The organism is Micromonospora krabiensis (genome assembly GCF_900091425.1).
In the GTDB taxonomy this organism is placed as follows: Bacteria; Actinomycetota; Actinomycetes; order Mycobacteriales; family Micromonosporaceae; genus Micromonospora; species Micromonospora krabiensis.
On the sequence record NZ_LT598496.1, the window covers coordinates 2,057,374 to 2,082,376 of the forward strand.

At 73.7% G+C, this 25,003-nt stretch carries 18 protein-coding genes and 1 riboswitch; of the genes, 11 read left to right on the top strand and 7 right to left on the bottom strand.

The genetic code is table 11. The features are described from left to right. Positions 1-85: 85 nt before the first annotated feature. On the top strand, positions 86-3,958 hold the full coding sequence (locus tag GA0070620_RS09150) for a S8 family serine peptidase (protein WP_091589455.1): 3,873 nt from the start codon (positions 86-88) through the stop codon (positions 3,956-3,958). A gap of 53 nt (positions 3,959-4,011) precedes the next feature. Here the strand turns inward: GA0070620_RS09150 and GA0070620_RS09155 are convergent, their stop codons facing one another. After that, entirely contained in the window at positions 4,012-4,977 is a 966-nt protein-coding gene (locus tag GA0070620_RS09155; protein ID WP_091589456.1) for a helix-turn-helix transcriptional regulator, read from the bottom strand. Between the two features lie 227 nt (positions 4,978-5,204). Here GA0070620_RS09155 and GA0070620_RS09160 point away from each other — a divergent pair, with 227 nt between their 5' ends. Next, positions 5,205-6,032, top strand: coding sequence for a DUF72 domain-containing protein (locus tag GA0070620_RS09160; RefSeq protein WP_197677642.1), 828 nt, complete (start codon positions 5,205-5,207; stop codon positions 6,030-6,032). Positions 6,033-6,187: 155 nt separating this feature from the next. Next, the gene (locus tag GA0070620_RS09165) at positions 6,188-7,594 is read left to right on the top strand and encodes a carboxylesterase family protein (protein ID WP_172836404.1); all 1,407 of its coding nucleotides are present in this window, start codon (positions 6,188-6,190) and stop codon (positions 7,592-7,594) included. A gap of 70 nt (positions 7,595-7,664) precedes the next feature. On the opposite strand, the gene GA0070620_RS09170 is transcribed toward GA0070620_RS09165, so the two are convergent. Then, positions 7,665-8,300, bottom strand: a complete 636-nt coding sequence (locus GA0070620_RS09170; protein ID WP_091589459.1) for a LysM peptidoglycan-binding domain-containing protein — start codon at positions 8,298-8,300, stop codon at positions 7,665-7,667. A 2-nt stretch (positions 8,301-8,302) separates the two neighbouring features. Continuing rightward, positions 8,303-8,487, bottom strand: a riboswitch (cyclic di-AMP (ydaO/yuaA leader). Positions 8,488-8,692: 205 nt separating this feature from the next. Here GA0070620_RS09170 and GA0070620_RS09175 point away from each other — a divergent pair. The 5 genes from GA0070620_RS09175 to GA0070620_RS09195 all read left to right on the top strand — a co-directional run bounded on the left by GA0070620_RS09175 (position 8,693) and on the right by GA0070620_RS09195 (position 13,638). Beyond that, a complete protein-coding gene (locus tag GA0070620_RS09175) occupies positions 8,693-9,148 on the top strand; it encodes a TlpA family protein disulfide reductase (protein WP_231922306.1) in 456 nt (151 codons plus the stop codon). A 159-nt stretch (positions 9,149-9,307) separates the two neighbouring features. Further along, positions 9,308-9,763, top strand: coding sequence for a DUF4395 domain-containing protein (locus tag GA0070620_RS09180; RefSeq protein ID WP_091589460.1), 456 nt, complete (start codon positions 9,308-9,310; stop codon positions 9,761-9,763). 299 nt (positions 9,764-10,062) lie between these two features. After that, positions 10,063-10,392: a hypothetical protein gene (locus GA0070620_RS09185; protein WP_091589461.1), complete on the top strand. Its 330-nt coding sequence runs from the start codon at positions 10,063-10,065 to the stop codon at positions 10,390-10,392. A gap of 142 nt (positions 10,393-10,534) precedes the next feature. After that, a complete protein-coding gene (locus GA0070620_RS09190) occupies positions 10,535-11,278 on the top strand; it encodes an N-acetyltransferase (protein WP_231922307.1) in 744 nt (247 codons plus the stop codon). Between the two features lie 107 nt (positions 11,279-11,385). Then, a complete protein-coding gene (locus tag GA0070620_RS09195) occupies positions 11,386-13,638 on the top strand; it encodes an FUSC family protein (protein ID WP_091589463.1) in 2,253 nt (750 codons plus the stop codon). On the opposite strand, the gene GA0070620_RS09200 is transcribed toward GA0070620_RS09195, so the two are convergent. From GA0070620_RS09200 to GA0070620_RS09210, 3 genes are all read right to left on the bottom strand, one after another. Next, a complete protein-coding gene (locus GA0070620_RS09200) occupies positions 13,635-14,258 on the bottom strand; it encodes an L-threonylcarbamoyladenylate synthase (RefSeq protein ID WP_091589464.1) in 624 nt (207 codons plus the stop codon). The genes GA0070620_RS09195 and GA0070620_RS09200 overlap by 4 nt on opposite strands. A 70-nt stretch (positions 14,259-14,328) precedes the next feature. Further along, positions 14,329-15,528, bottom strand: a complete 1,200-nt coding sequence (locus GA0070620_RS09205; protein WP_091589465.1) for a cupin domain-containing protein — start codon at positions 15,526-15,528, stop codon at positions 14,329-14,331. Between the two features lie 199 nt (positions 15,529-15,727). Then, positions 15,728-16,921 (bottom strand): low temperature requirement protein A, encoded by a 1,194-nt coding sequence (locus tag GA0070620_RS09210; RefSeq protein WP_157741574.1) that lies wholly within the window; start codon positions 16,919-16,921, stop codon positions 15,728-15,730. Positions 16,922-17,189: 268 nt separating this feature from the next. On the opposite strand from GA0070620_RS09210, the gene GA0070620_RS09215 reads away from it, so the two are divergent. Both GA0070620_RS09215 and GA0070620_RS09220 read left to right on the top strand, forming a co-directional pair. Continuing rightward, on the top strand, positions 17,190-17,882 hold the full coding sequence (locus GA0070620_RS09215) for an alpha/beta fold hydrolase (protein WP_091589467.1): 693 nt from the start codon (positions 17,190-17,192) through the stop codon (positions 17,880-17,882). A gap of 293 nt (positions 17,883-18,175) precedes the next feature. After that, a complete protein-coding gene (locus GA0070620_RS09220; protein ID WP_157741575.1) occupies positions 18,176-19,405 on the top strand; it encodes a PucR family transcriptional regulator in 1,230 nt (409 codons plus the stop codon). 45 nt (positions 19,406-19,450) lie between these two features. On the opposite strand, the gene GA0070620_RS09225 is transcribed toward GA0070620_RS09220, so the two are convergent. Continuing rightward, complete coding sequence (locus tag GA0070620_RS09225; RefSeq protein ID WP_091589469.1) at positions 19,451-21,364, bottom strand: Xaa-Pro dipeptidyl-peptidase; 1,914 nt, start codon at positions 21,362-21,364, stop codon at positions 19,451-19,453. A 201-nt stretch (positions 21,365-21,565) separates the two neighbouring features. On the opposite strand from GA0070620_RS09225, the gene GA0070620_RS09230 reads away from it, so the two are divergent. Further along, positions 21,566-22,405 carry an alpha/beta fold hydrolase gene (locus GA0070620_RS09230; RefSeq protein WP_091589470.1) on the top strand — a complete coding sequence of 280 codons (840 nt, stop codon included), beginning with the start codon at positions 21,566-21,568 and terminating at the stop codon, positions 22,403-22,405. A 114-nt stretch (positions 22,406-22,519) separates the two neighbouring features. Here GA0070620_RS09230 and GA0070620_RS09235 read toward each other — a convergent pair whose 3' ends face one another. Beyond that, positions 22,520-24,949 (bottom strand): M14 family metallopeptidase, encoded by a 2,430-nt coding sequence (locus GA0070620_RS09235; RefSeq protein WP_091589471.1) that lies wholly within the window; start codon positions 24,947-24,949, stop codon positions 22,520-22,522. Between the last annotated feature and the right edge of the window lie 54 nt (positions 24,950-25,003).

Genomic DNA, 25,003 nt, shown 5'->3' on the forward strand with positions numbered 1-25,003 from the left:
GCCGGCCAACCGGGCGCGGAGCGGCTGAGAATCCTCGACGGCGGCGCCGGCTCCTCGGCGACCGCCCGGAGGAGGAAACGTCGTCATGTTCAGATCCAGGCACGGGACGACCCGTGTGACGGCCGGCGTCGCCGCGGCGCTGGCCGTCCTGATAGCGCTGCCCACACCGGCGGCGGTCGCCGCGCCCACCGCGACCGCGTCGAACGCCACCGCGGCGGACCCGCTGCGCAAGGTGGACCCCCAGGTGCTCGCGGCGGCGCGCGCCGGCACCGGCACCCGCTTCTTCGTGGAGGTGGCCGGCGAGGCGCGGCTCGACCAGGCCGAGCTGGACCGCGTCGAGCGCTCCGCCGCCGGCCGGGCCGGTCGGGTCGCCCGCACCAAGCGGGTCTACGAGACCAAGGTGGCGCAGGCCGAGCAGGCCCAGCGTGGGCTGCGGTCGCTGCTGCGGGACCGGCACGCCGACTTCACCCCGTACTGGATCGCGAACGTCGTCGAGGTGACCGGCGGTCTGGACCTGGTGACCGAACTGGCCCGCCGCGCCGAGGTCACCCGGATCACCCCGATCGGCGCGATGACGCTGACGGAACCGGTCCGCACGGCGGGCGCGGCGGCCGACCCCGGCCTGCCGTGGAACCTCACCTCCGTCGGCGCCGACAAGGTGTGGAACGAGTACGGCGCGCGCGGCGAGGGCGTCGTCGTCGGCAGCCTCGACTCCGGGGTGCAGTACGACCACCCCGCGCTCGTGCGGCAGTACCGTGGCAACAACGGCGACGGCACCTTCACCCACGACTACAACTGGTTCGACCCGACCGGCTTCTGCCCGCCCGGCACGCCGTGCGACAACCAGGGCCACGGCACGCACACCACCGGGTCGGTGCTCGGCGACGACGGCGCCGGCCACGTCACCGGCGTGGCGCCGGGCGCCACCTGGATCGCCGCCAAGGGCTGCGAGGCCAACTACTGCACCAACGACAGCCTGCTCGCCGCCGGCCAGTGGATGCTCGCGCCGACCGACCTCAACGGCAACAACCCCCGCCCGGAGCTGGCGCCGGACATCGTGAACAACTCGTGGGGCGGCGTCGACGACGGCAACAGCTTCTACGACCAGATCATCGACACCTGGGTGGCGGCCGGCATCTTCCCGGTCTTCGCGGTCGGCAACGAGGCCGACGAGGCCCCCGACCCGTGCGGCACCGCCGGCTACCCGGGCAGCAACCCGCTGGCGTACGCGGTCGGCGCCACCGACTCCGCCGGCACGATCGGCGTCTTCTCCAGCCGTGGCCCGGGCCGCGACGGGGCGGTGCGGCCGGACATCACCGCGCCGGGCGTGCGCATCCTGTCCACCCTGCCCGGCGGCGAGTACGGCCTGATGGACGGCAGCTCCATGGCCGCCCCGCACGTCACCGGCGCGATCGCGCTGGCCTGGTCGGCCGTGCCGAACCTGCGCCGGGACCTCGTCGGCACCCGGGAACTGCTCGACCGCACCGCGCACGACGTCGCCGACCTGCAGTGCGGCGGCACGGCGGCCGACAACAACGTCTACGGCGAGGGTCGCCTGGACGCATACGACCTGGTGACGCAGGCGTCGACGGCGCAGCTCGGCGGCGTCGTGGTGCACGCCGTCCGGGGTGGCAACCCGCTGCCCGGCGCGCGGATCACCCTCACCTCCGACCTGGTCACCCGCACCGCCCGCACCGACGCGCGGGGCACCGTGCAGCTCGGCCGGGTCCCCGCCGGTGACTACACGTTGACGGCGACGTTCTTCGCGCAGCGTACGCAGCGGCGCACGATCAGCGTGTCGACCAGCGGGACGGTCAACCTCACCCTGGACCTGTCCGAGTCCGCCCCCTGGCAGCCGGTCGCGGGTCGGGTCACCGACCCGGCCGGCAAGCCGGTCGTCGGGGCCCACGTGACCCTGGCCGACGAGACGTTCCCCGGCTTCGTGACCGGCAAGGACGGCCGCTACACCGGCATGCTGCCGGAGGCCGACTACGACCTGCGCGTCGAGTACGGCCGCTGGCTGGCCCCGAAGACCGTCGCGGTGACGGTGGACGGGCCGGAGACGGTGGACGTGACGCTAGCCGCGAAGGCCGACCGGCACGGCTACACCGCCGGGGTCGCCCGCGCCTCCTGGGTCGACGGCGGCGCGGTGCTGCCGCTGACCGGCGACACCGCCGACCGGGCGGTCGAGTTGCCGTTCCCGATGACGTTCTACGGCACCACGTACGACCGGATCGCCGTGCACACCGACGGCTACCTGACCTTCGGCGCCGACTCGGCCGGCTCGGTCGGCGGCAACGGTCCGCTGCCCGCCCCGGCGGTACCGGCCGCGGCCGTCTACGCGTTCTGGGACGACCTCGTCCTCGACCACGCCTCGACGGTGCGGACGAAGACGACCGGCAGCGGAATGAACCGCCAGTTCGTGGTCAGCTGGACCCGGGCCGCGCTGAAGAGCGCGCCGAAGACCCGGGTCGACGTCCAGGTGCGGCTCGGCGAGAACGGCACCGTGGGCATCCAGTACCGCAAGCTCGGCGACGGGTCGGCGGCGGCCGGCGGGTCGGCGACGGTCGGCATCGAGGACGCCACCGGCCGGGACGCGGTGACGTACTCCCGGGACGAGGCGGTGCTCGACGACGCCACCGCCGTCACCTTCCGGGTGCCCGGCCGGGGCCTGCTGCGCGGCACCATCCGCGACGCCAACGACCGCCAGCCGCTGGCCGGCGCCACCGTGCGCGTCGAGTCGCCGGACGCCCGCCAGCCCGTCACCGCGGTCACCGACGCCGACGGCTTCTACCAGCTGGAGGCACCGGCCGGCACGGCATCGCTGAGCGCCCTGCAGCCCGGCTACGAGCTGCCGGCCACCACCGTCACGATCGCCGAGACGAAGGCGCACAAGCAGGACCTGGCCCTGCGTACGCCGCTGCTGCTGGCCAACCGGGACGCGGTCGAGGTGAGCGCCCGGGCCGGGACGACCAAGACCGCGACGGTGACCCTGACCAACAAGGGTGACCTGCCGGCCACCTGGCTGGCCCGGGAGATCAACTCGCCGACGCCCCCGACCGGGGTGCCCGGCAAGGTGCTCGACTCGTTCGCCACGCCGGACCTCTACAACGCGTACGGGGTCGGGTACCGCAACGGCGAGCTCATCGTCTCCAACTCGTACCTGTTCGGTCAGCTCCAGAAGTTCTCCACCGACGGTCGGTCGCTCGGCAAGGGTGTGCTGGACATCGGTGGCTGGCCGTCGGACATGGCGTACGTGGCGGCCCGGGACCTGATGTGCGCGCCGAAGATGTCGTTCATCGGGGACCTGCCGATCGTCTGCTTCGACCCGGACACCCTGGAGGTGAAGGAGACCATCACCGGGCCGTGGGCGGGCAAGCTCTACTACGGGCTCGCGCACCGCGCCTCGGACGACACCTTCTACCTGGCCGGTGACGGGAAGATCCAGCATCTCGCCGGCCTGTCCCACCCGCAGCCGGGGGCGGTGCTCGACGAGTGCACCCCGCCGGTCCCGTGGATCACCGGGCTGGCGCTCAACGAGAAGCACAACGTGCTGTGGGGTATCAACCAGGACTCCAAGGAGTCGATCTGGGCACTCGACCCGCAGACCTGCCAGGACCTCGCCTCGGTGCCCGACCCGGACCCCAACCCGCTCACCGGGGCCGGCCTGGACCTCGACGAGCAGGGCAACCTGTGGGTGCTCGCCGGCGCCACCGGCCGCCCGTACCGCGCGAAGGTCTACCACGTCGACGGGTCGCTGCCGGCGTACAGCGAGGTGCCGTGGCTCTCCGCCGCCACGTCCGGGCAGGTGGAGCCGGGGGCGAAGCAGCAGTTGACCATCACGGTCGACACCACCGGCCTGGCCCCGGGCCGGTACGCGGCGACGCTGCTGGTGACCAACAACGGCGCCAAGGGCGGGTCCACGCCCGTCACCGTCGCCGTCACGGTCACCCGGTGAACCGGGGGCGCCGCCGGCCCACGCCGGGCCGGCGGCGCCCACCGGTCACGGGTTCAGAGCCAGTCGTTGCGGGCGGCGTACCAGCCCAGCTGCATCCGGGTGGCGCTGCCCGTCACGTCCATCAGCTGCCGCAGCCGCCGCTGGACGGTACGCAGGGAGATGCCCAGTTGGGAGGCGACGGCCTTGTCCGGCAATCCGGTCATCAGCAGGGACAGAATCCGCCGGTCCGTCGGCGTCGGCACCGCCCAGCGGTCCACGTCGTCGAGCACCGAGCCGGGCGGGGCCAGTCGCAGCGGGGTGGCCCGGTCCCACACCTCGGTGAAGAGCGCCACCAGCACCTCCACCCAGGTCTCGCCGCGCACCATCAGCGCCCACGGCTCGGTGCTCTCGGTGCGGCCGGGGAACGAGAGCAGGGCGATCCGCCGGTCGGCGACGGCGAGCTTGCCGGGCACGTTCACCGCGACGCGCGCCTGCTCGCCGGCCGCCACGAACCGGCCGATGTGGTCGGACGCGCCCGGCCGCTCCAGCGCGCGCCGGTCGTACACCACGCGGAAGCCCACCCCCCGCTCCAGCAGCTCCAGCTCGGTCGGGTTGTCGTTCAGGTCGGCCGCGTACGGCGGGCACTCGAAGCCGAGCACCTCGTCCTGGGCGCCGCGCAGGAACTGGTCGAACGTCTGGATGATCGCGGGCACGCCGACCACCATCTGCACGCCCTGGTCCACCGGGTCGGCCGCGCGCTGCCGGCGCAGCCACTCCCACAGGCCGGTGCGCGCCTCCTCCAGCTCGCGTACGCGCTGGGTCAGCAGCGAGTCGATGGCGAGGTCGGGCGGTACGGCGCCGGCGCGGCCGGCGTCCAGGCGTACCAGCCCGAACCGGGCGAGTCCGGCCAATGCGTCCTCGACCTCGGCGGCGCCGAGCGCGAGCCGTTCGGCGAGCTCGCCGGCGGTGCCCGGCCGGCCGCCCACCAGTTCCAGGTAGACCTTCTCCTGCGGCTTCGTCAGCCCGAACGCGCCCAGCACGTCGCCCCCGCACCCCCTACGGCCGCCCACCCGGGCCCGCCGACCTGATCTTGGAGCGCTCCCAGCAGCGCGTCAAGCACCCGCCCGCCCACCGGACGGAGGCAGCCGGCGCACCGGACGGACGTCGACGCCCGCTACCGTGACCGCTGCGGTCGACCACCCGGGCCACCGGGCGACCGCCGACGCCGGACGGGAGGGGTTGGATGCGGCTGCACGTGGGATGCGCGATGTGGACCCACCGGGCGTGGCAGGGTCGCCTGCTGGCCCACCCGCTGCCCGCGCACGAACGCCTGCGCCACTACGCGGCCTGGTGCACCGCGGTCGAGGGGAACACCACCTTCTACGCGACCCCGTCCCGGGACACCGTCGCGTCCTGGGCCGCGCAGACCGACCCGGACTTCCGGTTCGTCCTCAAGCTGCCCAAGGCCGTCACCCACGAGCGCCGGCTCACCGACGCCACCGAACCCCTGCACGCCTTCCTCGACGCGATCGAACCCCTCGGGCCGCGGGCCCACGCGCTCTGGCTGCAACTGCCCGGCTCGTTCGCCCCCGCCGACGTGCCCGTGCTCACCGGTTTCCTCCGCCGGCTCCCCGCCGCCCACCGGTACGCCGTCGAGGTCCGCCATCCCGCCTTCTTCACCGACACCACCGCGGCACGGCTGCTCGAAGAGGCTCTGGCGACCGTGGCCGCCGAGTGGGTCCCCTTCGACACGACCGCGTTCTTCCGCACCCCACCGACCAGCGACGCCGAACGGGACGCCTGGACCAAGAAACCCCGCATGCCGCTGCGCACGCGGGCCCTCACCGACCGGCCGATCGTCCGCTACCTCGGGCGCGACGCCACCGCCGAGACGGTCGAGGGCTGGCGGCACTGGATCGACGTGGTCGCCGGGTGGCTGCGGGAGGGCCGCTCGCCGACCGTCTTCGTGCACACCCCCGACAACGCCGACGCGCCCGTGCTCGCCCGCCGCTTCCACGACGACGTCCGCGACCGCGTACCCGGTCTGCTCCCCCTGCCCGAGCCGATCCCGGTCGCGCCGCTGACGCTCTTCTGACCGCCCGCCCCGATGGCGTACGTCTCGTCGGCGCGACGCCACTGGTCGGGCGTCACCGGCCGGAGCTACCGTGGCCCGGCCCCGTCGCCCCGGCGGGGCCGTCACCGCCCCCGGTCGGGCGACGGTGGCGGTGGCGACGGAAGGCAGGGTTGCCCGTGACGTCCGGGTCGTTCACCCAGGACGGCGTCGCCGTCGAGGCCGGTGCGCCCGCGCCGGAACCCGTCGACGGGGCGGACGTCCTGGTCACCGTACGCGGTGGCACGCTGCGCGGCGAGCGCGCGGACGGGCTGACCATCCTGCGCGGCGTCCGCTACGCGACCGCGGACCGCTTCGCCCCACCGGTGCCCGAGCGACCCTGGTCCGGCGTACGCGACGCGCGGCGGCACGGCGGCGTCAGCCCGCAGCCGCCCACCCGGTCGGTGGCGACGGGCGGCTGGTCCGAGGTGGGGGTCGAGTCAGAGGACTGCCTCAACCTCACCATCGTGACCCCGGCGGCCGACACGCGACGCCGACCGGTGGTGGTCTGGCTGCACGGCGGGTCCTACCGCTCCGGCGCCGGATCCTGGGACCGGTACCGCACCGACCGGCTCGCCCGGGAGGGCGACGTGGTCGTGGTGAGTGTGACCTACCGGCTCGGCGCGCTCGGCTACCTGTACGCGCCGGGCGTCTCCCCCGGCAACCTCGGGCTGCTGGACCAGATCGAGGCACTGCGCTGGGTGCGTGACAACGCCGCCCACCTCGGCGGCGACCCGGAGAACGTGACCGTGATCGGGCAGTCGTCCGGCGCCCACTCGCTCGCCTGCCTGCTGAGCGTGGCGCAGGCGCGGTCGCTGTTCCGCCGGGCCGTGCTGCAGAGCCCCCCGCTCGGCCTGGGGCTCGGCAGCGCGACCACGGCCGGTCGGGTGGCGCGGCGGTTCCTCGCGCGGCTCGACGGGGACCCGCACGCCGCGTCGCCGGCCGCGATCGTCGCCGCGCAGCGGGCCGCCGAGAAGGACCTCGCCCTACGGCTCGGGTTCGGGCTCGCCCCGGCGTACGGGCCGGTCGCCGGCGTGGACCCGCTGCCCGACCTGCGGGGCTGGCGGGAGGCGACCCGCTCCGGCGCGGACGGGCTGGAGGTGGTGCTGGGCACCACCCGGCGGGAGGTCGCGTACTTCCTGGCGGACGGGCCGTTGTCGCGGCGGGTACCGCTGGTCGGGCGGGCCGTCGAGGAAGGGCTGATCGGGGCGGCGACCCGCCGCGTGTTCCACCGGCCCACCCTGCGCTTCGCCCAGCGGTTGGCGGCGGCCGGGGCGCGGGTGTTCGCGTACCGGATCGACGAGCCGGGCTCCACCTCGGCGCACCGGGCCTGTCACTGCAGCGACCTGCCGCTGCTCTTCGGCGACGAGGCGGCGTGGGGTCGGGCGCCGATGCTCGCCGGCCGCACCTGGGCGGAGGTGACCGATCGCGGCGCGCCGCTGCGCGCGGCCTGGCTGGCCTTCGTGGCCGACGGCGCGGACGCGCTGGCCGGCCGGGGCTGGGCCCCGTACGCGGGCCGGGGCGGCCACATCCACTCGTTCGGGTAGCCGCCCGCGCCGACCGAGGGGTCCCGGCCCGTTGGCGGACCAGCGGGCCGGGACCGCCGCCGGTAGACGGTCAGAGGCTGAGCCGCTGACCCGGGAAGATCAGGCCCGGGTCGGCGCCCACGACCTTCCGGTTGCGCTCGTAGAGCGCCTCCCAGCCGCCGGTCACGTGGTGCGCCGCGGCGATCTCGGACAGCGTGTCGCCGGGCTTCACCACGTACGCCCCACCCGAGGCCGGGGTGGTGGCGCGCCGCTCACCGGTCGACCGCTGCGACGGGGTCTTGGAGGTGGCGGTCGACTTCGCCGTGGTCTTCGACTTCGTCGTCGTCTTCGGCTTCGTGGTGGAGCCGGCCTTCTTGCCGCAGGTCGGCCAGGCGCCGATGCCCTGACCGTCGAGCACCTTCTCGGCGACCGCGATCTGCTCGCCGCGGGTGGCCAGGTCGGCGCGGGCGGCGTAGCGGGTGCCGCCGTAACCCTTCCAGGTGCTCTGCGAGAACTGGAGTCCGCCGTAGTAGCCGTTGCCGGTGTTGATATGCCAGTTGCCCCCGGACTCGCACTGGGCGATGGCGTCCCAGTTGACCGCCGCCTGGGCGGGGGCCGCGGCGCCGAAGACGGCGACGGCGCCGGTGACCGCCCCGGCGGCCAGGGTGCCGGCGGCGACCCGGCGGGTGGTCACGGCTCGGTGTCGTGCGTGATACGCAGGTGCCATGGTGATACGTCCTCCACGCCGGCGAGGTGAGCTGTCGGGTTCGGGCTGAGGTGCCCGGCCGCGGGTGGCGGCTTCACCCCGAGGCGCCCTGGCGGCTCGCGCTGGGCGCCGAGGAACGGTGGGTCCCCCGCTCCCGCCTGACTGACGAATGCCGACGACCGGCGGCGGGATTTGGCGTTACCGGTCTCGGTGTCCGCGTTCGCGAACTCGACCGACGTTAGGCACGGTCGGCGACGATCGCCCAGTTCGTGTGAACCTCTTCACCGGTCCACGCGGGACGGTCGCGCCTGCGGTTGCGGATTCCCGCCGACCCGCTATGGACGACGCCGCGGTGGCGTACGTCACCTCGTCGGCCCGGATCCGTCGCCGCGGCGGTGTGGCACGCTGGCCTGGTGGCGCAATCTCCGCTGACCGGCGTGCTGGTGGTCGTGGGCGTCCTCGCGCTCGCCACCGCCTTCGGTTGGTGGCGCCGCCGGCGGGACGGCCGGCTGCGCGTGGTCGCGGGCACCGGTCCGGCCGCGGCGGACGAGACCAGCGCCGTGCTCGCCGCGGTCGGCGTACGCCCCGGGGGCGTCACCCTCGTCCAGTTCTCCTCCGCGGTCTGCGCGCCCTGCCGGGCGACCCGACGGATCCTCGACGACGTCACGCGTGACGTCGACGGCGTACGTCTCCTGGAGGTCGACGCCGAACACCACCTCGACGCCGTCCGGGCGCTCGACGTGTGGCGTACGCCCACGGTGCTGGTGGTGGACGCCGACGGGCGGGTCGTCCGACGCGCGTCCGGCGTGCCCGTCCGCGCCGAGCTGGTCGCCACGATCCGGCCGCTGCTCGCCGGGGCCGCGCGGTGACGGGCGTGTGGCTGACCCGACGCCGGGCGGTGGACCACGGCCGGACGGCGACGAGCCTGTGTCGCGCGGTCCGTTCCGCCTGACCCGCCACGCTCCTCGCCTCTCCCCGCCCGGTCACCCCCGCCTCGCCCGGGGTCCCCGCCGAAACGGACGTCCACCATGCTGCTCGACCCTCGCGCGCCGCGCTTCGCCGCCGCCGTCACCACCGTCGTCCTCGCCGTCGCCCTGATCACCGCGTCCGCTCCGCTGCTGCTGGCCCAGGCGGCCGTCTTCGCGGTGACCGCCGCCAGACCCCGACTCGGCCCGTACGGCCTGCTCTACCGGGTGCTCGTGGCACCGCGTCTCGCTGCCCCGACCGAGCTGGAGCCGGTCGCGCCGGTGCGGTTCGCGCAGCTCGTCGGGCTGGCCTTCACCGTGGTGGCGGCCATCGGTCTGCTCGCCGGCGTGCCGGCGCTCGGGCTGACCGCGACCGGCGCCGCGCTGGCGGCCGCGTTCCTCAACGCGGCGTTCGACCTCTGCCTCGGCTGCGAGGCCTACCTGGCGCTGCGGCGGCTGTCCGGACGACCGATCGCGGCCCGGGTGCCCGCACCGTCGTCCTGGCCGTCCCGCCCCTAATCCGCGCCACGACAGCGCCGAGCCCGCAGCGACCCGACCGCCCTGGTGGCGCCACCTCGTCACGTCCAACGGCGACGGGCCGAAGCGGCGTCGTGACGTGCCGTGAGCGCAGGCTCGTTGCGGCCCCTGCTTTCGTGACGCCTGCGACACGGCGACGAACGGCGCGCGGCCCGGGCGTCGGCCTCGGCGAGAATCGGGGGTACGGGCAACACAGCCCAGGTCCGCCGCGCCACCGATGTTTACCGGGGGGTCGCACGGGTGAAGGTACGGCGGCACCGTATCCGAGGGGGGATTTCGCCATGTCCGAAACAGGCCACGTCGACGGCGGCACCGACCGTCCTGACGGGGTGACCGACCCACTGCTGTGGAAGCTCGCCCTGGGGGTCGCCGACGCGCACGAGCCCGACGGCGAGGGAGGATGCCGCAACCTGCTGTGCGCCGGCGATTCGTGGCCCTGCACGCCGTGGAACAACGCCCAGCTGGCACTGCGGCAGGCGCAGGCCACCGAGCGGGTGGGAACGACCGGCGCCGAGGCGTCCTCCGGTTGGTCGGCCCCGGTGGTGCCGGCGGCCCGGCGGGCCACCCCGACCGCGACCCGCGACGCGGGGGCCACCGCCTCGGCGGCGTGACACCCGCCGGGGCGGGTCCAGGGATCGCGCGGCGACGTCGGAGCTGAACGGCGACGGCGCGTACCGGCCCCGCCCCGGGGTCGGCGGCCGCGGCGCGGAATATGACATGCGCGCCGCGGCCGCGCCCTCTACCGTTCCGGCCGTGACCCTCGACATCGTGTCCCTGGCGGACCGCCCGGACCTGCGGCCGCTGCTCGACGAGGACTTCGAGGGAGCCTGGCCGCCGTTCATGCTCTGGGACCCGATGGGTTCGGTCTACTACAGCGTCGCGCACGACCTTTACCCCGAGTTCGTCTTCGCGGCCGTCGACTCCGACGAGCCCGGGCGCGCGGTGGCCCGGGCGTACGCGGCCCCGTTCCGGTGGACCGACGACGAGCTGCCCGACGGTGGCTGGGACCGGGTGATCCAGCGGGCGACCATCGACCGGCTCACCGCGGCCGACACGACCATCGTGTCGGCGCTGGAGATCTGCATCCACCCTCACCGGCGCGGCACCGGCCTGTCGGCGCTGATGCTCGACGCGATGCGTCAGGCAGTCGCGAAGCACGGCTACGACACCCTCGTCGCGCCGGTGCGCCCGAGCGGCAAGCACCTCCAGCCGGACCTGCCGATGACCGAGTACGCCGCCCAGGTCCGCCCTGACGGCCTGCCGGTCGACCCGTGGCTGCGGGTCCATGTCCGCGCGGGCGGGCGCATCGAACGCGTCGCTCCCCGGTCCATGACGATCACCGGCACCCTCGCCGACTGGCGCGGGTGGACGGGGCTGCCGTTCGACACCAGCGGCCCGGTGCACGTGCCCGGCGCCCTGGTGCCGGTGCAGGTCGACGTCACGCACAACTACGCCGTCTACGTCGAGCCCAACGTGTGGGTCCGGCACCGGCTCTGACCGCCCAGGTCTCCGGGCACGCTCGGAACCCGGCGGCCGGGCGGGCGCCGGGCCCGCCGGAAGCGCGCCCGGGCCGGCACATTCCCGGGAACAATGGAAGACCGGGGATGAGCCGCGCACGAGAGACCCGGGGGGCGAGCGTGCTCGCAACCAGCCTGGCGTGGCTACGCCGCCGCGACCCCGGGTACGTCGCGCTGCGGCGCGCGGCCCGGCTGACCCTCGTCGCGTCCACCGTCTTCTACGCCGGCCGGTACGCCCTGCACAGCGTCAATCTCGCCACGTACGGACTCTTCGGCGCGGTCGCCGCCGGGGCCTTCGCCCAGCTGCCCGGATCGGCGCGGGAACGCGCCCGCAGCCTGCTCACGGCGGCGCCGGTGGCCTGGGCGCTGGTCGCCGCCGGCACCGCGCTGGCCGGGAACACGTGGGCGGCGGCCGGCGGGATGCTCGTCATCGGCTTCGCCGTGGCCTTCGCCGGGGTGGGTGGTCCCCGCCTGGTCGGGCTGGCCACCGCGCTCCAGCTCTTCTACATCCTCGCGTCGGTCCCGCCGTACCAGCCGGACACGCTCCCGGAGCGGTTGGGCGGGGTGACCCTCGGCATCGGCCTGATCGCCCTCACCGAGGTGCTGCTCTGGCCCGACCCCACGCCGGTGCCCTACCCGCACCGCCTCGCCGAGGCGGCCGGGCGGCTCGCGACGTACCTGGACGCGACGGCGGCGGCGATGGCGGACCCCGCGGGCGGCCAGCCCGACCGGAACCGGCTGCGCGAGCCCGCCGCCGAAGCGGTGGACGCTGTGCGCCTGTCCCGGCTACCCGCTCCGCAGCGGCCGACCGCCGCCGGGATTCGGGACCAGGCGCTGCGGTTGTGCGGGGCGGCACTGCGGGAGGCCCTCGCCGAGGCCGACCGGCTGGCGGCGGAGACGCCCCCGCGGTCGGAGCCGGCAACCGAGGCGGGCGCGCTGCTGCGCTGCTGCGCCGACACCGCGCGCGCCGCCTCCCGCGGCCTGCGCACCGGTACGCCACCGGACGACCTCGCCGCGCTCGACGCGGCCATCCGGCGGGCCGAGTCGGCGTACCCCGACAGACCGGCCGCCGACGGACTCGACGTGCCCCGGTTGTGCCGGGACGTGACCGCGTTGGCCGTCGCCGACCACGTCCGCATCGTCGCCGTCGCCACCCGGCTGGCCGTCGGCGCGCCGGTACGCGACGAGACCGACTCCGGGGCGTACCACGAGTTGTTCGTCGACGCGGGCCAACCGCCGTGGGTCCGCTACCGGCGGCAGTTCTCCGCCTACCTGTCACCCTGGTCGGCGCCGGCACAGTCTGCGTTGCGGGTGGCGGTGGCGTTGGCCGCCGCCCGGGTGGTCGCCGGAAGCCTGAGCCTCGTGCACGGCTTCTGGGTGCTGCTCGCGACCCTGACCATCCTGCGGACCTCGGCGGTGGACACCCGCACGGCCCTGCGGCCGGCGGTGCTCGGCACGGCCCTGGGCGCCGGCGTCAGCGGTCTGCTGCTGATCCTGGTCCATGACCCGATCATCTACGTGGTGGCGCTGCCCGTCGCCATGGTGCTGGCGTTCACCGTCGGCCGGCTCTGGAGCCAGGTCTGGGCGCAGGCGATGTTCACCCTGCTGCTCACGTTCGTCTTCGCCCAGTTGGCGCCCGCCGACTGGCGCCTCGCCGAGGCGCGCCTGGAGAACGTCCTGATCGGTGCCGCGATCGGCATCCTCGCCGGGGTGCTCATGTGGCCGCGTGGCGCGAGCGGCGACCTGCGCCGCAACGTCGCCGGCTACCTGGCGGCGAGCGGCGACGCGGTCGTCGCGACGGTCGAGGCGGTCCTCGCCGGCGGGCGCCCCGAATCGGCGCTGACCCGGGCGCGTGCGGCGATGAACCTCACCAACGCCTCTTACCACCAGTACCAGTCGGAACGCCACGGCCGCCGAGCCCGGCGGCTGGACTGGGAGGCCGTGATGGCCGCCGGCCAGCACGCGGTGTACGGCGCGGAGGCGTTGCTGCGTCGCAACCCGCCCGGCTCACTGGCCGGGTGGCCGCGGGTGGACGCCGCGCTGCGGGACGCGGCCGCAGCCGTCCGCTCGTCGTACGTCCAGGTGTCGGAGCAGGTCGCCCACGGGGAGTCGCCGCACGTGGAGGTCACCGGCAGCGGCTGCACGGACCAGGTCGACCGCCTCCGGCCCCTGGTGGACGGGGAGACCGAGGCGCCGGTCCGCCACCTCGTGGAGGTCGACCTGTGGCTGACCGGCCTGACCGGCAGGCTCGCCCGGATCAGGCCGTCCCATGACGCCGGCCCGCCGCCCGCCGCCGACGACGACGACGACGACGAACCACGTTCGGGCGGGAACGGTTAGTACTCGAAGCGGGACGGGTCGCCGGCGCCCCGGCGCAACACCTCCGGCTCGTCCTGCGACAGGTCGACCACGGTGGTCGGCTCCTTGCCGCAGTCCCCGGCGTCGACCACCGCGTCGACCAGGTGGTCGAGGCGTTCCTTGATCTCCCACCCCTGGGTCATCGGCTCGTCGTCGCCGGGCAGGATTAGCGTGCTCGACACCAGCGGCTCCCCCAGCTCGGCCAGCAACGCCTGGGTGACCGCGTGGTCCGGCACGCGCACGCCGACGGTGCGCTTGCGCGGGTGCAGCATCCGGCGCGGCACCTCGCGGGTGGCCGGCAGGATGAAGGTGTAACTGCCCGGGGTGGACGCCTTGACCAGCCGGAACACCGCGTTGCTGACCTTGACGAACTGGCCGAGCTGGGCGAAGTCCCGGCACACCAGGGTGAAGTGGTGGCGCTCGTCGAGGCGGCGGATCTCGCGGATCCGGTCCAGGCCCTCCTGGTTGCCGAGTTGGCAGCCGAGCGCATAGCAGGAGTCCGTGGGGTAGGCGACCAGCCCGCCGGAGCGGATCAGGTCGACGACCTGTCCGACGGCCCGGGGCTGCGGGTTGTCCGGGTGCACGTCGTAGTACCTCGCCATGCACCGAGCCTAGTGGGAGCCGCCCCGGCGGCGTACCGGCCCGGGTCGCGGGCCGGTACGCCGAGCCGTGTCAGGCGGGGTAACGCGGGATGGTCGGGGTGTCGTTGACGTCGGGGCCGAAGAAGGTGAAGACCACCAGATCGGTGTCGCCGGTGTTCTCGATCGTGTGCGGCGCGGTCGCCACGTCGTGGCTGATCAGCAGCTCGTCCCGGTCGGCGTCGCCGGCCTGGACGTCGTGGCCGCAGTACCGGCCGCTGCCGGACCACACGAGCAGCGAGTAGACGCCGTTCTCGATCGCGGTGTGCCGGCCGCCCGGCGGGACGACGAGTTTCTTGCCGCTGTACTTCGCGGTGTTGTAGAAGATCCACGACTCCTGGCCGCCGCCCGACCCGTCGATCGGCTGGGGCGTCAGGTGGTTGTTCTCGTAGAAGAACGGGTCGCCGTTGAGCTCCCACTCCACGAAGTTGAGCGGGAACCGCTCGCCGTGCGCACCGCGGTCCTCGGCGCGTACGTCGTGGAACAGCAGTTCCTTGTCGATGATCCGGCCGGCGTTGAGGGCCTGGAACATCGCGAAGACATCCGAGTCCTCCTGCAGCTCCAGGGTCAGCGCCGTGCCCGGTCCGTGCAGCACGCCCGACGGCACCTGGAAGCCCTCGTCCGGCACCTGAAGCTCGGCACGCGAGTGCCGCAGGATCAGGTTGCTGTTCCAGTCGACGAGGTACGGCAGCAGCACGTCGTACCTGCCCTCCCGCACGATCGACGGGTGGACCCCGAAGAACGTCTCCGGGTGGGCGCCCATGTCGACGCCGGCCGGGAAGTAGTACGCCTCGTCCTTCGAGCGGCGACCGACCAGCTCGGCGAAGCGCTGGGGCGGGTGGATGTGGAACGGGATCCGGTCACCGTAGTCGAGCAGCTTCGCCAGCCGTCCGAGGCCCGCGGGGTGGGTCGACGCGTACGCCGCACCCATGATCGCGCTCGGGTCGGCGGCGACCGCGTCCCGGAGGGTCATCCGTGGCCGTCCGGTGGAGTCGACGATGTGGCTGAGCCCCTCGTCGGCCGGGCCGATCCGGTTGTCCGCCTTGGTCGTCGAGCCGAGCCACCGCTCGCAGATGTAACCCCGCTCGCCCAGGTCGTACGCGTCCTCGGGCAGGCCGAACCGCCGGCCCGGCGGCACCAGGTCCCGGGCGACGAAGGCCGGCGCGAGGCGGAGCACGCCGCCGCCGTCGTTCAGCAGCTCCTCGACCAGCTGCCGGGGCGATCCGTCGGTCATCCCCGCACCCCGCTCGGGGAGGCGACCGGGACGAGCCGGAACCGCGACACAGTAACGATCATGGGCAGCGTGACGACGGCCGAGCCCGGAGCCCGGTTCCGCGACGTCCGAATCTTGATCACGCACCATGCTAGGCCGAGCCGACGGCGGCATTCGCCCGAACCGTCGATCACTGTGGCCTCCCCCACGGCGCTGCCGCTCAGAGCCGGGGAACGGGCAGTTCCGGCGTCCGTCCGCGCGCCCGCCGCAGGTCCGACAGGACGACGCCGAGCAGGACCGCGGTCGCCACGCCACCGGCGGCCAGCGACGGTACGCGCCACAGCACCGGCACCAGCGCGCCGAGCACCGCGAAGCCGGCCCACCGCGACCGGGAGACCCGGCTGAACACCTGGAACTCCAGGACCGCCCGCCCGGCCAGGAAGATCGCCGGACCCCCCAGGATGGCGAGCAGCCACATCGGTTCGGACGCCCCGAACGGCGCGGAGATGATCAGCTCGTAGCCGACGCCGGCCAGGACGATGCCGACGATCATCGGTAGGTGGGCGTACGCGGCGGAGAAGCCGATGATCGACGGTCGCCGGGCGGCGCCGATCGCCTCGGTCAGCACCCGGCCGGCCCGTTGGAAGTAGATCTGCCAGAACAGCACCGTTCCGATGAGCCCCAGCGCGAACCCGACCGTCTGCGGCAGCAGGAAGGCGCCGCCGCTGAACGCCACACCGATGGTGAAGATGACCTCCCCCAGGGCGATCAGCAGGAACTGCTGGTACCGCTCGGCCAGGTGCGCGGCGGCGACAGGCTGGTCGGCGATCCGGTCCCGGCCGTACCAGGGGACCGGGTAGCCCGTCGCCCAGGCCGCGTACTGCACCAGCAGGCCGCAGGCCCACAGGGCGGCGCGCACCGACTCGTGCGGGATCAGGGCGCCCACGATCCACAGCGGCGCGGCCAGCCCGGACCAGAAGAGGGAGCGCAGCGCCGACGGGGCGCCGCCCGACCGGCGCGTCGCGACGCCGTAGTAGACGACCCGGGTCAGTTGGACGCCCGCGTACGCCGCCGCGAAGACGAGCGCGTGATCGGTGAAGCCACGCGGCGCGGCGACGGCCATCACCATGCTGCCGGCCATCGTGATCAACAGGACCACCCGGATCACCGGGACCTCGGGATCCAGCCAGCTGGTCGACCACACGGTGATCAGCCAGGTGAGCCACAGGGCCAGCAGGAGCAGCAGCGTCTTACCGATCTCGGCGAACGGCAAGCGCGTCTGCGTGGTCACGTCGTCGATCAGGCGTTGGGAGATCCGGGTGAGCGCGAAGACGTACACCAGGTCGACCAGCAGTTCCAGGAAGGTCGGCCGCTCCGGGCTGCCCGCTGTGCGCAGGACGGAGGGCGCCGTCACCGGCGAGCCTCGGTCCCGATCGGGCATCCCACGGCCACCACATCCCTTCCGCACGGCGGTCCCATCGGGTGAACGAGTCACCGCCGTCCCGGAGCGCGCGCCGGGCAGGGGCGGTGCCCCCGCGTCGTGTACGGGCCCGGGTGGGCCGGATCACCCGTCCCTGTCAGCGGACCCGCCACCCTGCTACCGTCGGACACACTGTCCGACAGATTGTCCGGACGCCGGTTCGCGCCCTACCCGCGACCGGGCCCCCGACGGAGGTACGACGATGACCGCAGGTCCCGACCGCCCGCTGGTCGTGCTGGTGCACGGCGCCTGGCACCGCCCCTCGACCTGGGACGCCGCCCGGAGCGCGCTCGCCGCGCTCGGCTACGAGACCCGGGTGGTCGCGCTGCCCAGCGCCGGCCGCGATCCGGCGCCGACCGCCTCGATGTACGACGACGCCGCGGTGATCCGCAAGGAGTTGGACCAGGTCGACGGGCCCGCCGTGGTCGTCGCCCACTCGTACGCCGGCATCCCCACCAGCGAGGGCCTGACCGGCGCGACCAACGTCGCGCACCTGATCTACCTGGCCGCGTACCTGCTCGACGACGGCGAGTCGATGTACAGCCGCCACGGCATGGACGTGCCGGCGGACACCACCGGCCTCTTCCCGCTGATGGGCAGCCCCGGCGAGGCCCTCTACCACGACGTGCCGCGGGACGTGGCGGCCCGGGCGGTCGAGGACCTGGTCGACCAGAGCCTCCTGTCGTTCACCGGCACGGTCACGCGCGCCGCGTGGCACGACATCCCGTCCACGTACGTCGTCTGCGACGACGACCGGACGATCCCGCCCGCCCTGCAGGAGACGATGGCCGCGCACGCCACCGCGACCCGCCGCTGGCCCGGCGGCCACTCGCCGTTCCTGGCGGACCCGCAGCGGTTCGCCGCGCTGGTGGACGACATCATCCGCTCGCGCTGACCCCCGCGCGGCTTCCGTTCCGCGTCCCCTCCGCAGCCCCGGTACCGGTCGGCCCACCCGACCGGTACCGGGGCTGTCCTCCTTGGACGAAAGCTCCCCACCTGGCGCCCGGTCGGCCCGGTCCGTCGCGGGTGACCACGGCCGGAGCCTTGTCCCGGCCCACGTCGGGCAGCATGATCGTTCTGTGCCGTGGCACCTCGACCAGCCAGGTCGTGGCCCGTGCACGCGACACCAAGGGCACAACGGGGTACCCGGTAGGTGACGGTCCGCCGACGAGCCGACGGGAGGAACTCGTGCAGGGTGAGCTGCAGCGCCTCGTAGACGCTCTCGCCGCCTACGCCGGCCGTCCGGCGCTGATCGAGGACCGGCGACAGCGGGTGGTGGTCTACAGCGAGCACACCGGGCTGATGGACGACGTGCGCAGGGCCTCGATCCTGCGCCGGCAGACCACCCCGGAGGTGATGGCCTGGTTCCGCAACACGGGGATCATGGACGCCCGGGCGCCGGTGCGTACGCCGGCCTCGGCGGAGTTGGACCTGCTGCCGCGGGTCTGCGTCCCGATCCGCCACCAGGACCTGCTGCTGGGGTTCGTCTGGTTCATCGACCCGGACGGCACGATGGCCGACGCGGACCTCGCCGCCACCGGCCTGATGAGCGAGTTGTCCCTGGCGCTGTACCGGGAGAACCTCCTCGGCGAGCTGGCCTGGAAGCGGGAGACCGAGGCGACGCGGACGCTGCTGTCGGACAGCAGGGCGACGCGGACACAGTCCATGCGGACGCTCCGCGAGGCCGGCATGATCACCGGTGACGGGCCGGCCACGGTGCTCGTCGCGCACCTGGTCACCCCCGATGACGACCTGCCCGACGAGGTGGCCCGCCTCGCGCTGGAGCAGGCGCTGGTCGCCACCCGCCGGTGGATCGGCACCCGCGAGGCGCTGCACCTGGTCCGCGACGACCACGGGGTGCTGCTGCTCTGCGGCGGCCGGGGCGGCGGGCGGCCCTCCCCCGAGGTCGCCGCGAAGCTGCTCGAGGACAACCTGCGGCACGCCAGCCGTGGGCTCGACTCGGTCGAACGCGCCGTCGTCGGCATCGGGCAGACCCGGCCGGAGCTGGCCGAGGCGTTCGGGTCGTACGGCGAGGCGTTGCAGGCGGCGCGCGTGGGTGCCCGACTGTCGGCGCTCGGCCCGGTCGTCTCCTGGGCGGGGCTCGGCATCTACCGGGTGCTGTCCCGGTTGGAGGGTCGGCACCTCGACATGGCCGACGTGCACCCGGGGCTGGAACGGTTGCTCCGCGACCAGCCGAACCCGGTGCTGCTGCAGACGCTGGAGCGCTACCTGGACCTGGCCGGCAACGCGCACGCGACCGCGGAGCAGCTCCGGCTGCACCGCACCACCCTCTACTACCGGTTGCAGCGCATCGAGGAGCTGGCCGAGACCGACCTGAAGGACGGCAACGAGCGGCTGTGCCTGCACCTGGCGTTGAAGCTGGGCCGGCTCACCGGCGCGTACCGGCCCGAGGAGTGACCCGGGGGGCGGGCGGGGCGCCGGGAGCGCCCCGCCCGCCCGCCGTCACAAACCGGCCCGGGCGGCCGCCGACCGGCCGCCGACGACCGGCAGCTCGATGCGGGTGCTGTCGAAGTGGACGGTGATGTCGGCCCGGTTCTGCTTGGCCCGGCTGCTGTAGCCGGAGTACGAGCCGAGCAGCACCACGCCGATCTGGTTGCCGGCCGCGAAGACGTAGTCCTCGGGCAGCAGCGGCACCTCCACCGTGTTCTTCTTACCCGGCACCAGCGGGGTGGTCACCGACAGGGACTTCAGGTTCTGACCGTCGAGGATCCCCTTGGTCACCAGCTCCTGCGGGTCGGTGGTCACGACCTTCTCGGTCTCCCGGTAGCAGGCGTTCTCGGCGAACCCACCCCAGGTCGCCTGCTCACCCCAGCAGTTCTCCTCGGTGAGGGTGCGGATGCCGTCACCGGAGGTGCCGAACCGGGGTCGGGTGCCGTAGTCGACCAGCAGGCCGGCGAAGCTGGTGTCCTCGCCGTTCACCGACGCCTTGATCCGCACGACCGGCGTCCCCGAGAGGTGCAGCGGCGCCTTCAGCGGCTCGGACAGGAACACCAGCCGGTTCTGGGTGTTGGCCTGCGGGTCCGACGGGTGCCGGATCGCGTTGGCCTGGCTCATCGTCGGGGTGTCCTGGAACGTCCGGGCGACGTTGCCCCGCTCCGGGTGCAGCGACAGGGCGCCGGCCGCGCCCTCGGCGCCGGGCCGCAGCCACACCTGCGTGGTGCGGGTGCCCGGGACCGGCCAGTCGCGGTGGGTCTCCCAGACGTCCGGCGTCCGCTCGATGTCGACCCTCGGCTCGGTCATGATGCCGTTGCGGATGTCGTACAGCCAGTAGTCGAACCAGCGGTGCAGGGTGTCCACCCACTCGCCCCGGCGGAAGTCGAACGGGTCGATGTGCCCGGTGCCGGTCATCCAGAGCTTGCGGGGCACGTTGTGCGCGGCCAGGGCGTCCCACCACTTGCTGAAGTGGTCCGGCCGGACGTTGTTGTCGTTGATGCCGTGCACCACGAACACGCTGGCGCGCACCCGGTCGGCGTCCGGGACGTAGTCGCGTTCCGCCCAGAAGGGGCTGTAGTCGCCGGTGACGTCGTCGCCGTCGACACCGAGCTGCTCCCGCACCGCCGCGCAGTGCTCCCGCCGCTCCGGGTTGGTCACCGTGTTAGCGAGGCTTCCGGAGTAGTTGTTGGCGCGGGTGACCAGTCCGTTGCTGCGCGAGTAGTCGTACCAGCTGGAGATGGCCGAGATCGGCACGATCGTGCTGAGGCCGCGTACGCCGGTGGCCGCGGCCGCGTTGGCGAGCGTGCCGTCGTACGACTTGCCGATCATGCCGCTCTTGCCGTTGTGCCAGGACGCGTAGACCCGCTTCCCGCTGGCGTCGGTGCCGGCCCGCCGGCCGTTGAGCCAGTCGATCGCGGTCGGCGCGCTGATGTTGTCGGCGCGGCCACCGGTGACCGGGCAGCCGGTCGAGTTGTTGGTGCCGATCATGTCGAGGAGGACCACGGCGTAGCCGCGGGGGACGAAGTAGTTGTCATAGAAGAGCGGCCACTGGTCGTTGAGACCGTCACCGTCCACATCGGCCTTGCACTCGCTCTCGTTGCCCCGGCAGACCGTCGAATAGTACGGGCTCGCATCCATGATCACCGGCACGCGCAGGCCCCGGCTGCTCGCCTTGGGCCGGATGATGTCCATGGCCACGACGTCCCGCTGCCCGTCGGCGTCCGTGTCGACGTCGGAGGTGACGAACACCCGCTCGCGGATCGCGTCGGCGTACCCGTACACCGGTTGGGTCACCCCGTTCTGAACGACCGGCCCGAGGCGGTCCGCCGGCGGCTTGGCCGTCGCGGCGCCCGCCGGCAGGCCGACGGCGACGGTCATCGCGACCACCGCCGACACTCGCCACCAGCTCCTTGTGGTTCGCATCGTGCTCCTCCCCATGTCCGGCACCGGCCATGTCCCCGCTCGTCCCGCGAGGGCGAGCGGCCGCCGGTGCGGCAGTTGCCTCGCACCCTAGGAACCCGGAAGCGGTGGGTCATCGGACAGGTGCGGGAGGTGATCGTCGCCGGCTCCTACGTCTGTCGTATACAGGTCGCCCGATGAGGACACGGTCCGTAGGCTCCCCCGGTGGACACCTTCCCGACCGACGACGGCACCCGGCTCGCCTACCACCGGACCGGAGACGGCCCGCCGCTGGTGTGCCTGCCCGGCGGCCCCCAGATACCCTCGTCCTACCTCGGCGACCTGGGTGGGCTGTCCGCGCACCGCTGCCTGGTGCGACTGGACCTGCGCGGGACCGGCGACTCCGCCGCGCCGGCCGACCCGGCGACCTACCGGTGGGACCGGCAGGTCGGCGACGTCGAGGCGTTGCGCAGGCACCTCGGGCTCGACCGGCTCGATCTGGTGGGGCACTCGGCGGGGGCGTCGCTGGCCCTCGGGTACGCCGCCCGACACCCCGACCGCGTCGCCAGGTTGGCCCTGGTCACGCCGAGCCCTCGGCCGGTCGGCGTGGAGGTGACCGACCAGGACCGTCGCGCGCTCGCCGAGCTGCGCCGGGGCGAACCCTGGTTCCCGGCGGCGTTCGAGGCGTTCGGTCGGATCTGGTCCGGTGACGCGACCGAGGCGGACTGGTCGGCGATCGAACCGTTCAGCCACGGACGGTGGGACGCGGCCCGCGAGGCGTACTGCGCCCGGATGGACGCCGACCGCGACACCGCCGTCGCGCGCCTCTACTACGCCCCCGGTGCGCTCGATCCCGCCGCGGTCCGGTCCGCCGTCACGCACCTCCCGGCCCCGGTGCTCCTCCTCGCCGGCGGGTACGACGTGGGGCTTCCGCCGAAGCGCGCGGCCGACTACGCCGGTCTGTTCCCGCACGCCCGACTGGTGGTGCAGCCGGGCGCCGGGCACTTCCCCTGGCTCGACGACCCGGAGTCGTTCGTGGCGACGATGGCCGACTTCCTGCGCTGACGCGGCTTCCGCCGGGCAGGCCCGGGCGGGGCCCGTCGCACGAGCCCGCCAGGTCGTGGACCGGCGGCCACGGCGCGGGACGGTGCGCCGCGGCCGCCGGTCGACGGGCCGGAATCAGCCGGTGGTGAGGACCGCCTGACCCTTGCGGTAGTTCTTGCCACGGCCGTCGGGCTGGTAGTTCTGCTCGACGTTGCCCGCCGCGTCCACCGAGAACCAGTGGATCCGCGTGCCGGCCGGGACGGTCAGCGTCTCGCCGCCCTCCCGGATGCCGGCCGAGCCGTACAGGGTGGACTCGTAGGTCGGCGCGACGCCGTCGAGGGTGTAGAACACCGCCGCCGGCTCACTGGTCTCGAACGTCACGTTCACCATGCCCGGCGTCGAGCTGGCGGTGACGGTCAGGCCGCTCTCCGGGCGGCTGTTGTCCTTCGCGAAGTCGCGGGCGACCCGCATCAGCTCGACGAGGCCGTTGGAGAACTCCATCGTCTCGGCGTGTGCCTCCTCCCAGTCCGGCTGGAAGGACGTGCCGACCTCGAAGTTCCAGGCGTAGATGCCGTACTTGTACCAGAGCATGTCGCCCGAGTTGCCCGCCGCCGAGTAGAGCACGTCGGAGATCGGGCCGGTGCGCGCCGGAGTGACCGCCAGGTTGCGGTGCTGCTTGATGGCGGTCAGGATCCGCGAGGAGGCGCCCCAGAAGAACGACTCCTGGGCGAGCGTCGGGCGCGGCGCCGAGGTGCGGTCCGGCAGGGCGTACGCGCCCGGCGACCACATGAAGTAGTTGCCGGACGAGTGCAGGTTCATCGAGAACCGGATGTTCGGGCGGGCCGCCAGCCAGTCGAGGTTCCTGTTCTCCGGCTCGGACAGCTCGCTCGGCCCGGCGTACGTGCCGCTGGTGCAGCTGGTCGACGCCCCCGAGTAGCCGTCGAAGAGGCTGTACTCGGTGTAGTTGCGGTTGTTGTCGACGCCCCACGAGTCCCGGCCGAGGAAGTCCGCGGAACCGGTCAGCGGGCAGTGGTTGGTCATGTTCTTGCGCTGCGAGTTGAAGTCGTAGAACGAGTAGTGGCCGCCGTCCGGGTTGATCGACGGGGCGATCCAGATGTCCAGGTTGTTCAGCAGCTGCTTGGTCTGGCCGTCGTGCGCGTAGTTGCGCAGCAGCCGCTCGGCGGTCTCGACGGTCACCAGCGGAGGCACCCACTCCCGGGCGTGCTCCTGCGCGTACGCGAGCACCCCCGGCTTGGAACCGTCGCGGACCTTGCCGATGCGGATCGCGTACACCGGGTGCGGCTCACGGGAGACGGTGGCCGGCGCGCTGAGGTCGTCGGTGAGCGCGGTCCGCGCCGCCGGCGCGACCACGCCGGTGCCCGGGCTGCCCCGATAGGTGTACGCCCGGATCAGCGACCCGGCCGCGGAGTTGAGCGCCGCGACCACCTGGGCGGCGGTGCTGGTGACCGCACCCGAGCCGTCGGTGGCCAGGTCCACCCGGATGGCCGGGCCGGTGACCGTCACGGCCAGGGCGGCGTTGCCGGCGCCCGGGTTGGCCAGCTCGACGGAGATGTCGTTGCCGCCCTGGTGGCCCCAGGCGAGCGAGTCGACCGCGACCCGGCTGTTGGTGGCGGTGCCGAGGACGGCCTGGGCGTGCCGCCGGTAGCCGTTGGTCTTGTACGGCAGCTCGACGATCTCGGCCAGGTTCGGGAACTCGGCGGCGAGTTGCCGGATCCGCGCGTACAGCTCGGTCGGGGTGAGGTAGCTGGTGACGAAGTCCTTCTGGTAGCCCGGCCCCTCGGGGCTGGTCTCCGGGGTGGGCAGCCACTCCTGCACCTTGGCGACGGCCACGTCGCCGGTCGGGCTGGTGATCCTGATGTACTCGGGCCGGGTGGTCACCGCAGCGGCGCCACGGTGGTAGAGGTAGACGCCGGCGTCGACGAAGCGGGAGATGGTCTGCGTTCCGCCCGAGCCGATCGCGGTGCCCGGGCCGCTGTCCCGCTCGACGGTCAGCGTGTCGGTCGCGCTCTGCCCCTGCGCCCACTTCGCCTCGACGGAGAGCACCTGCCCGGTCCCCGAGGTGTAGTAGTCCGCGCGGATGATCTTGATGTCGGAGACGTCCGGGGCGGTCGGGTCGGCCGCCGCGGCGGCGAACTCCCGGTTCTCCGCGACATGTTCGGCGATGGTCGCCTCCCGCTCGGCGATCCGGGCCTGCGCGTCCTGCGGACGGTGCAGCACCTCCCCGAGGGTGAAACCGGCGGCGGTCAGCCGCGCGGCCTCGCTGGGCGTGATGACCGCGTGCGCGACGACACCGTTCTCGGTCCGCTCGACGTGGTGGTCCAGGTCGACGCCGGTCGCGACCAGCGCGTCCAGCTCGGCGGTGCCCGAAAGTCGCACCTCGACGACGTTAGCCGGCTCGCCGGCGACCGGCCCGGGATCGGCGGGCGGGGCCTGCGGCACGGTCGCCGAGGCCGGCGTCACCAGCAGCGCGACGGCCATGGTCGCGGCCAGGCCGGCCACCATCGGGAGGCGACGTCGCCCCCGTACGGACAAGGGTTTCGGCATGGGTTGTCTGCCCTTCTGGCTGGTCGGCCTGATCGCCGACGGAGGTGGCCGAGG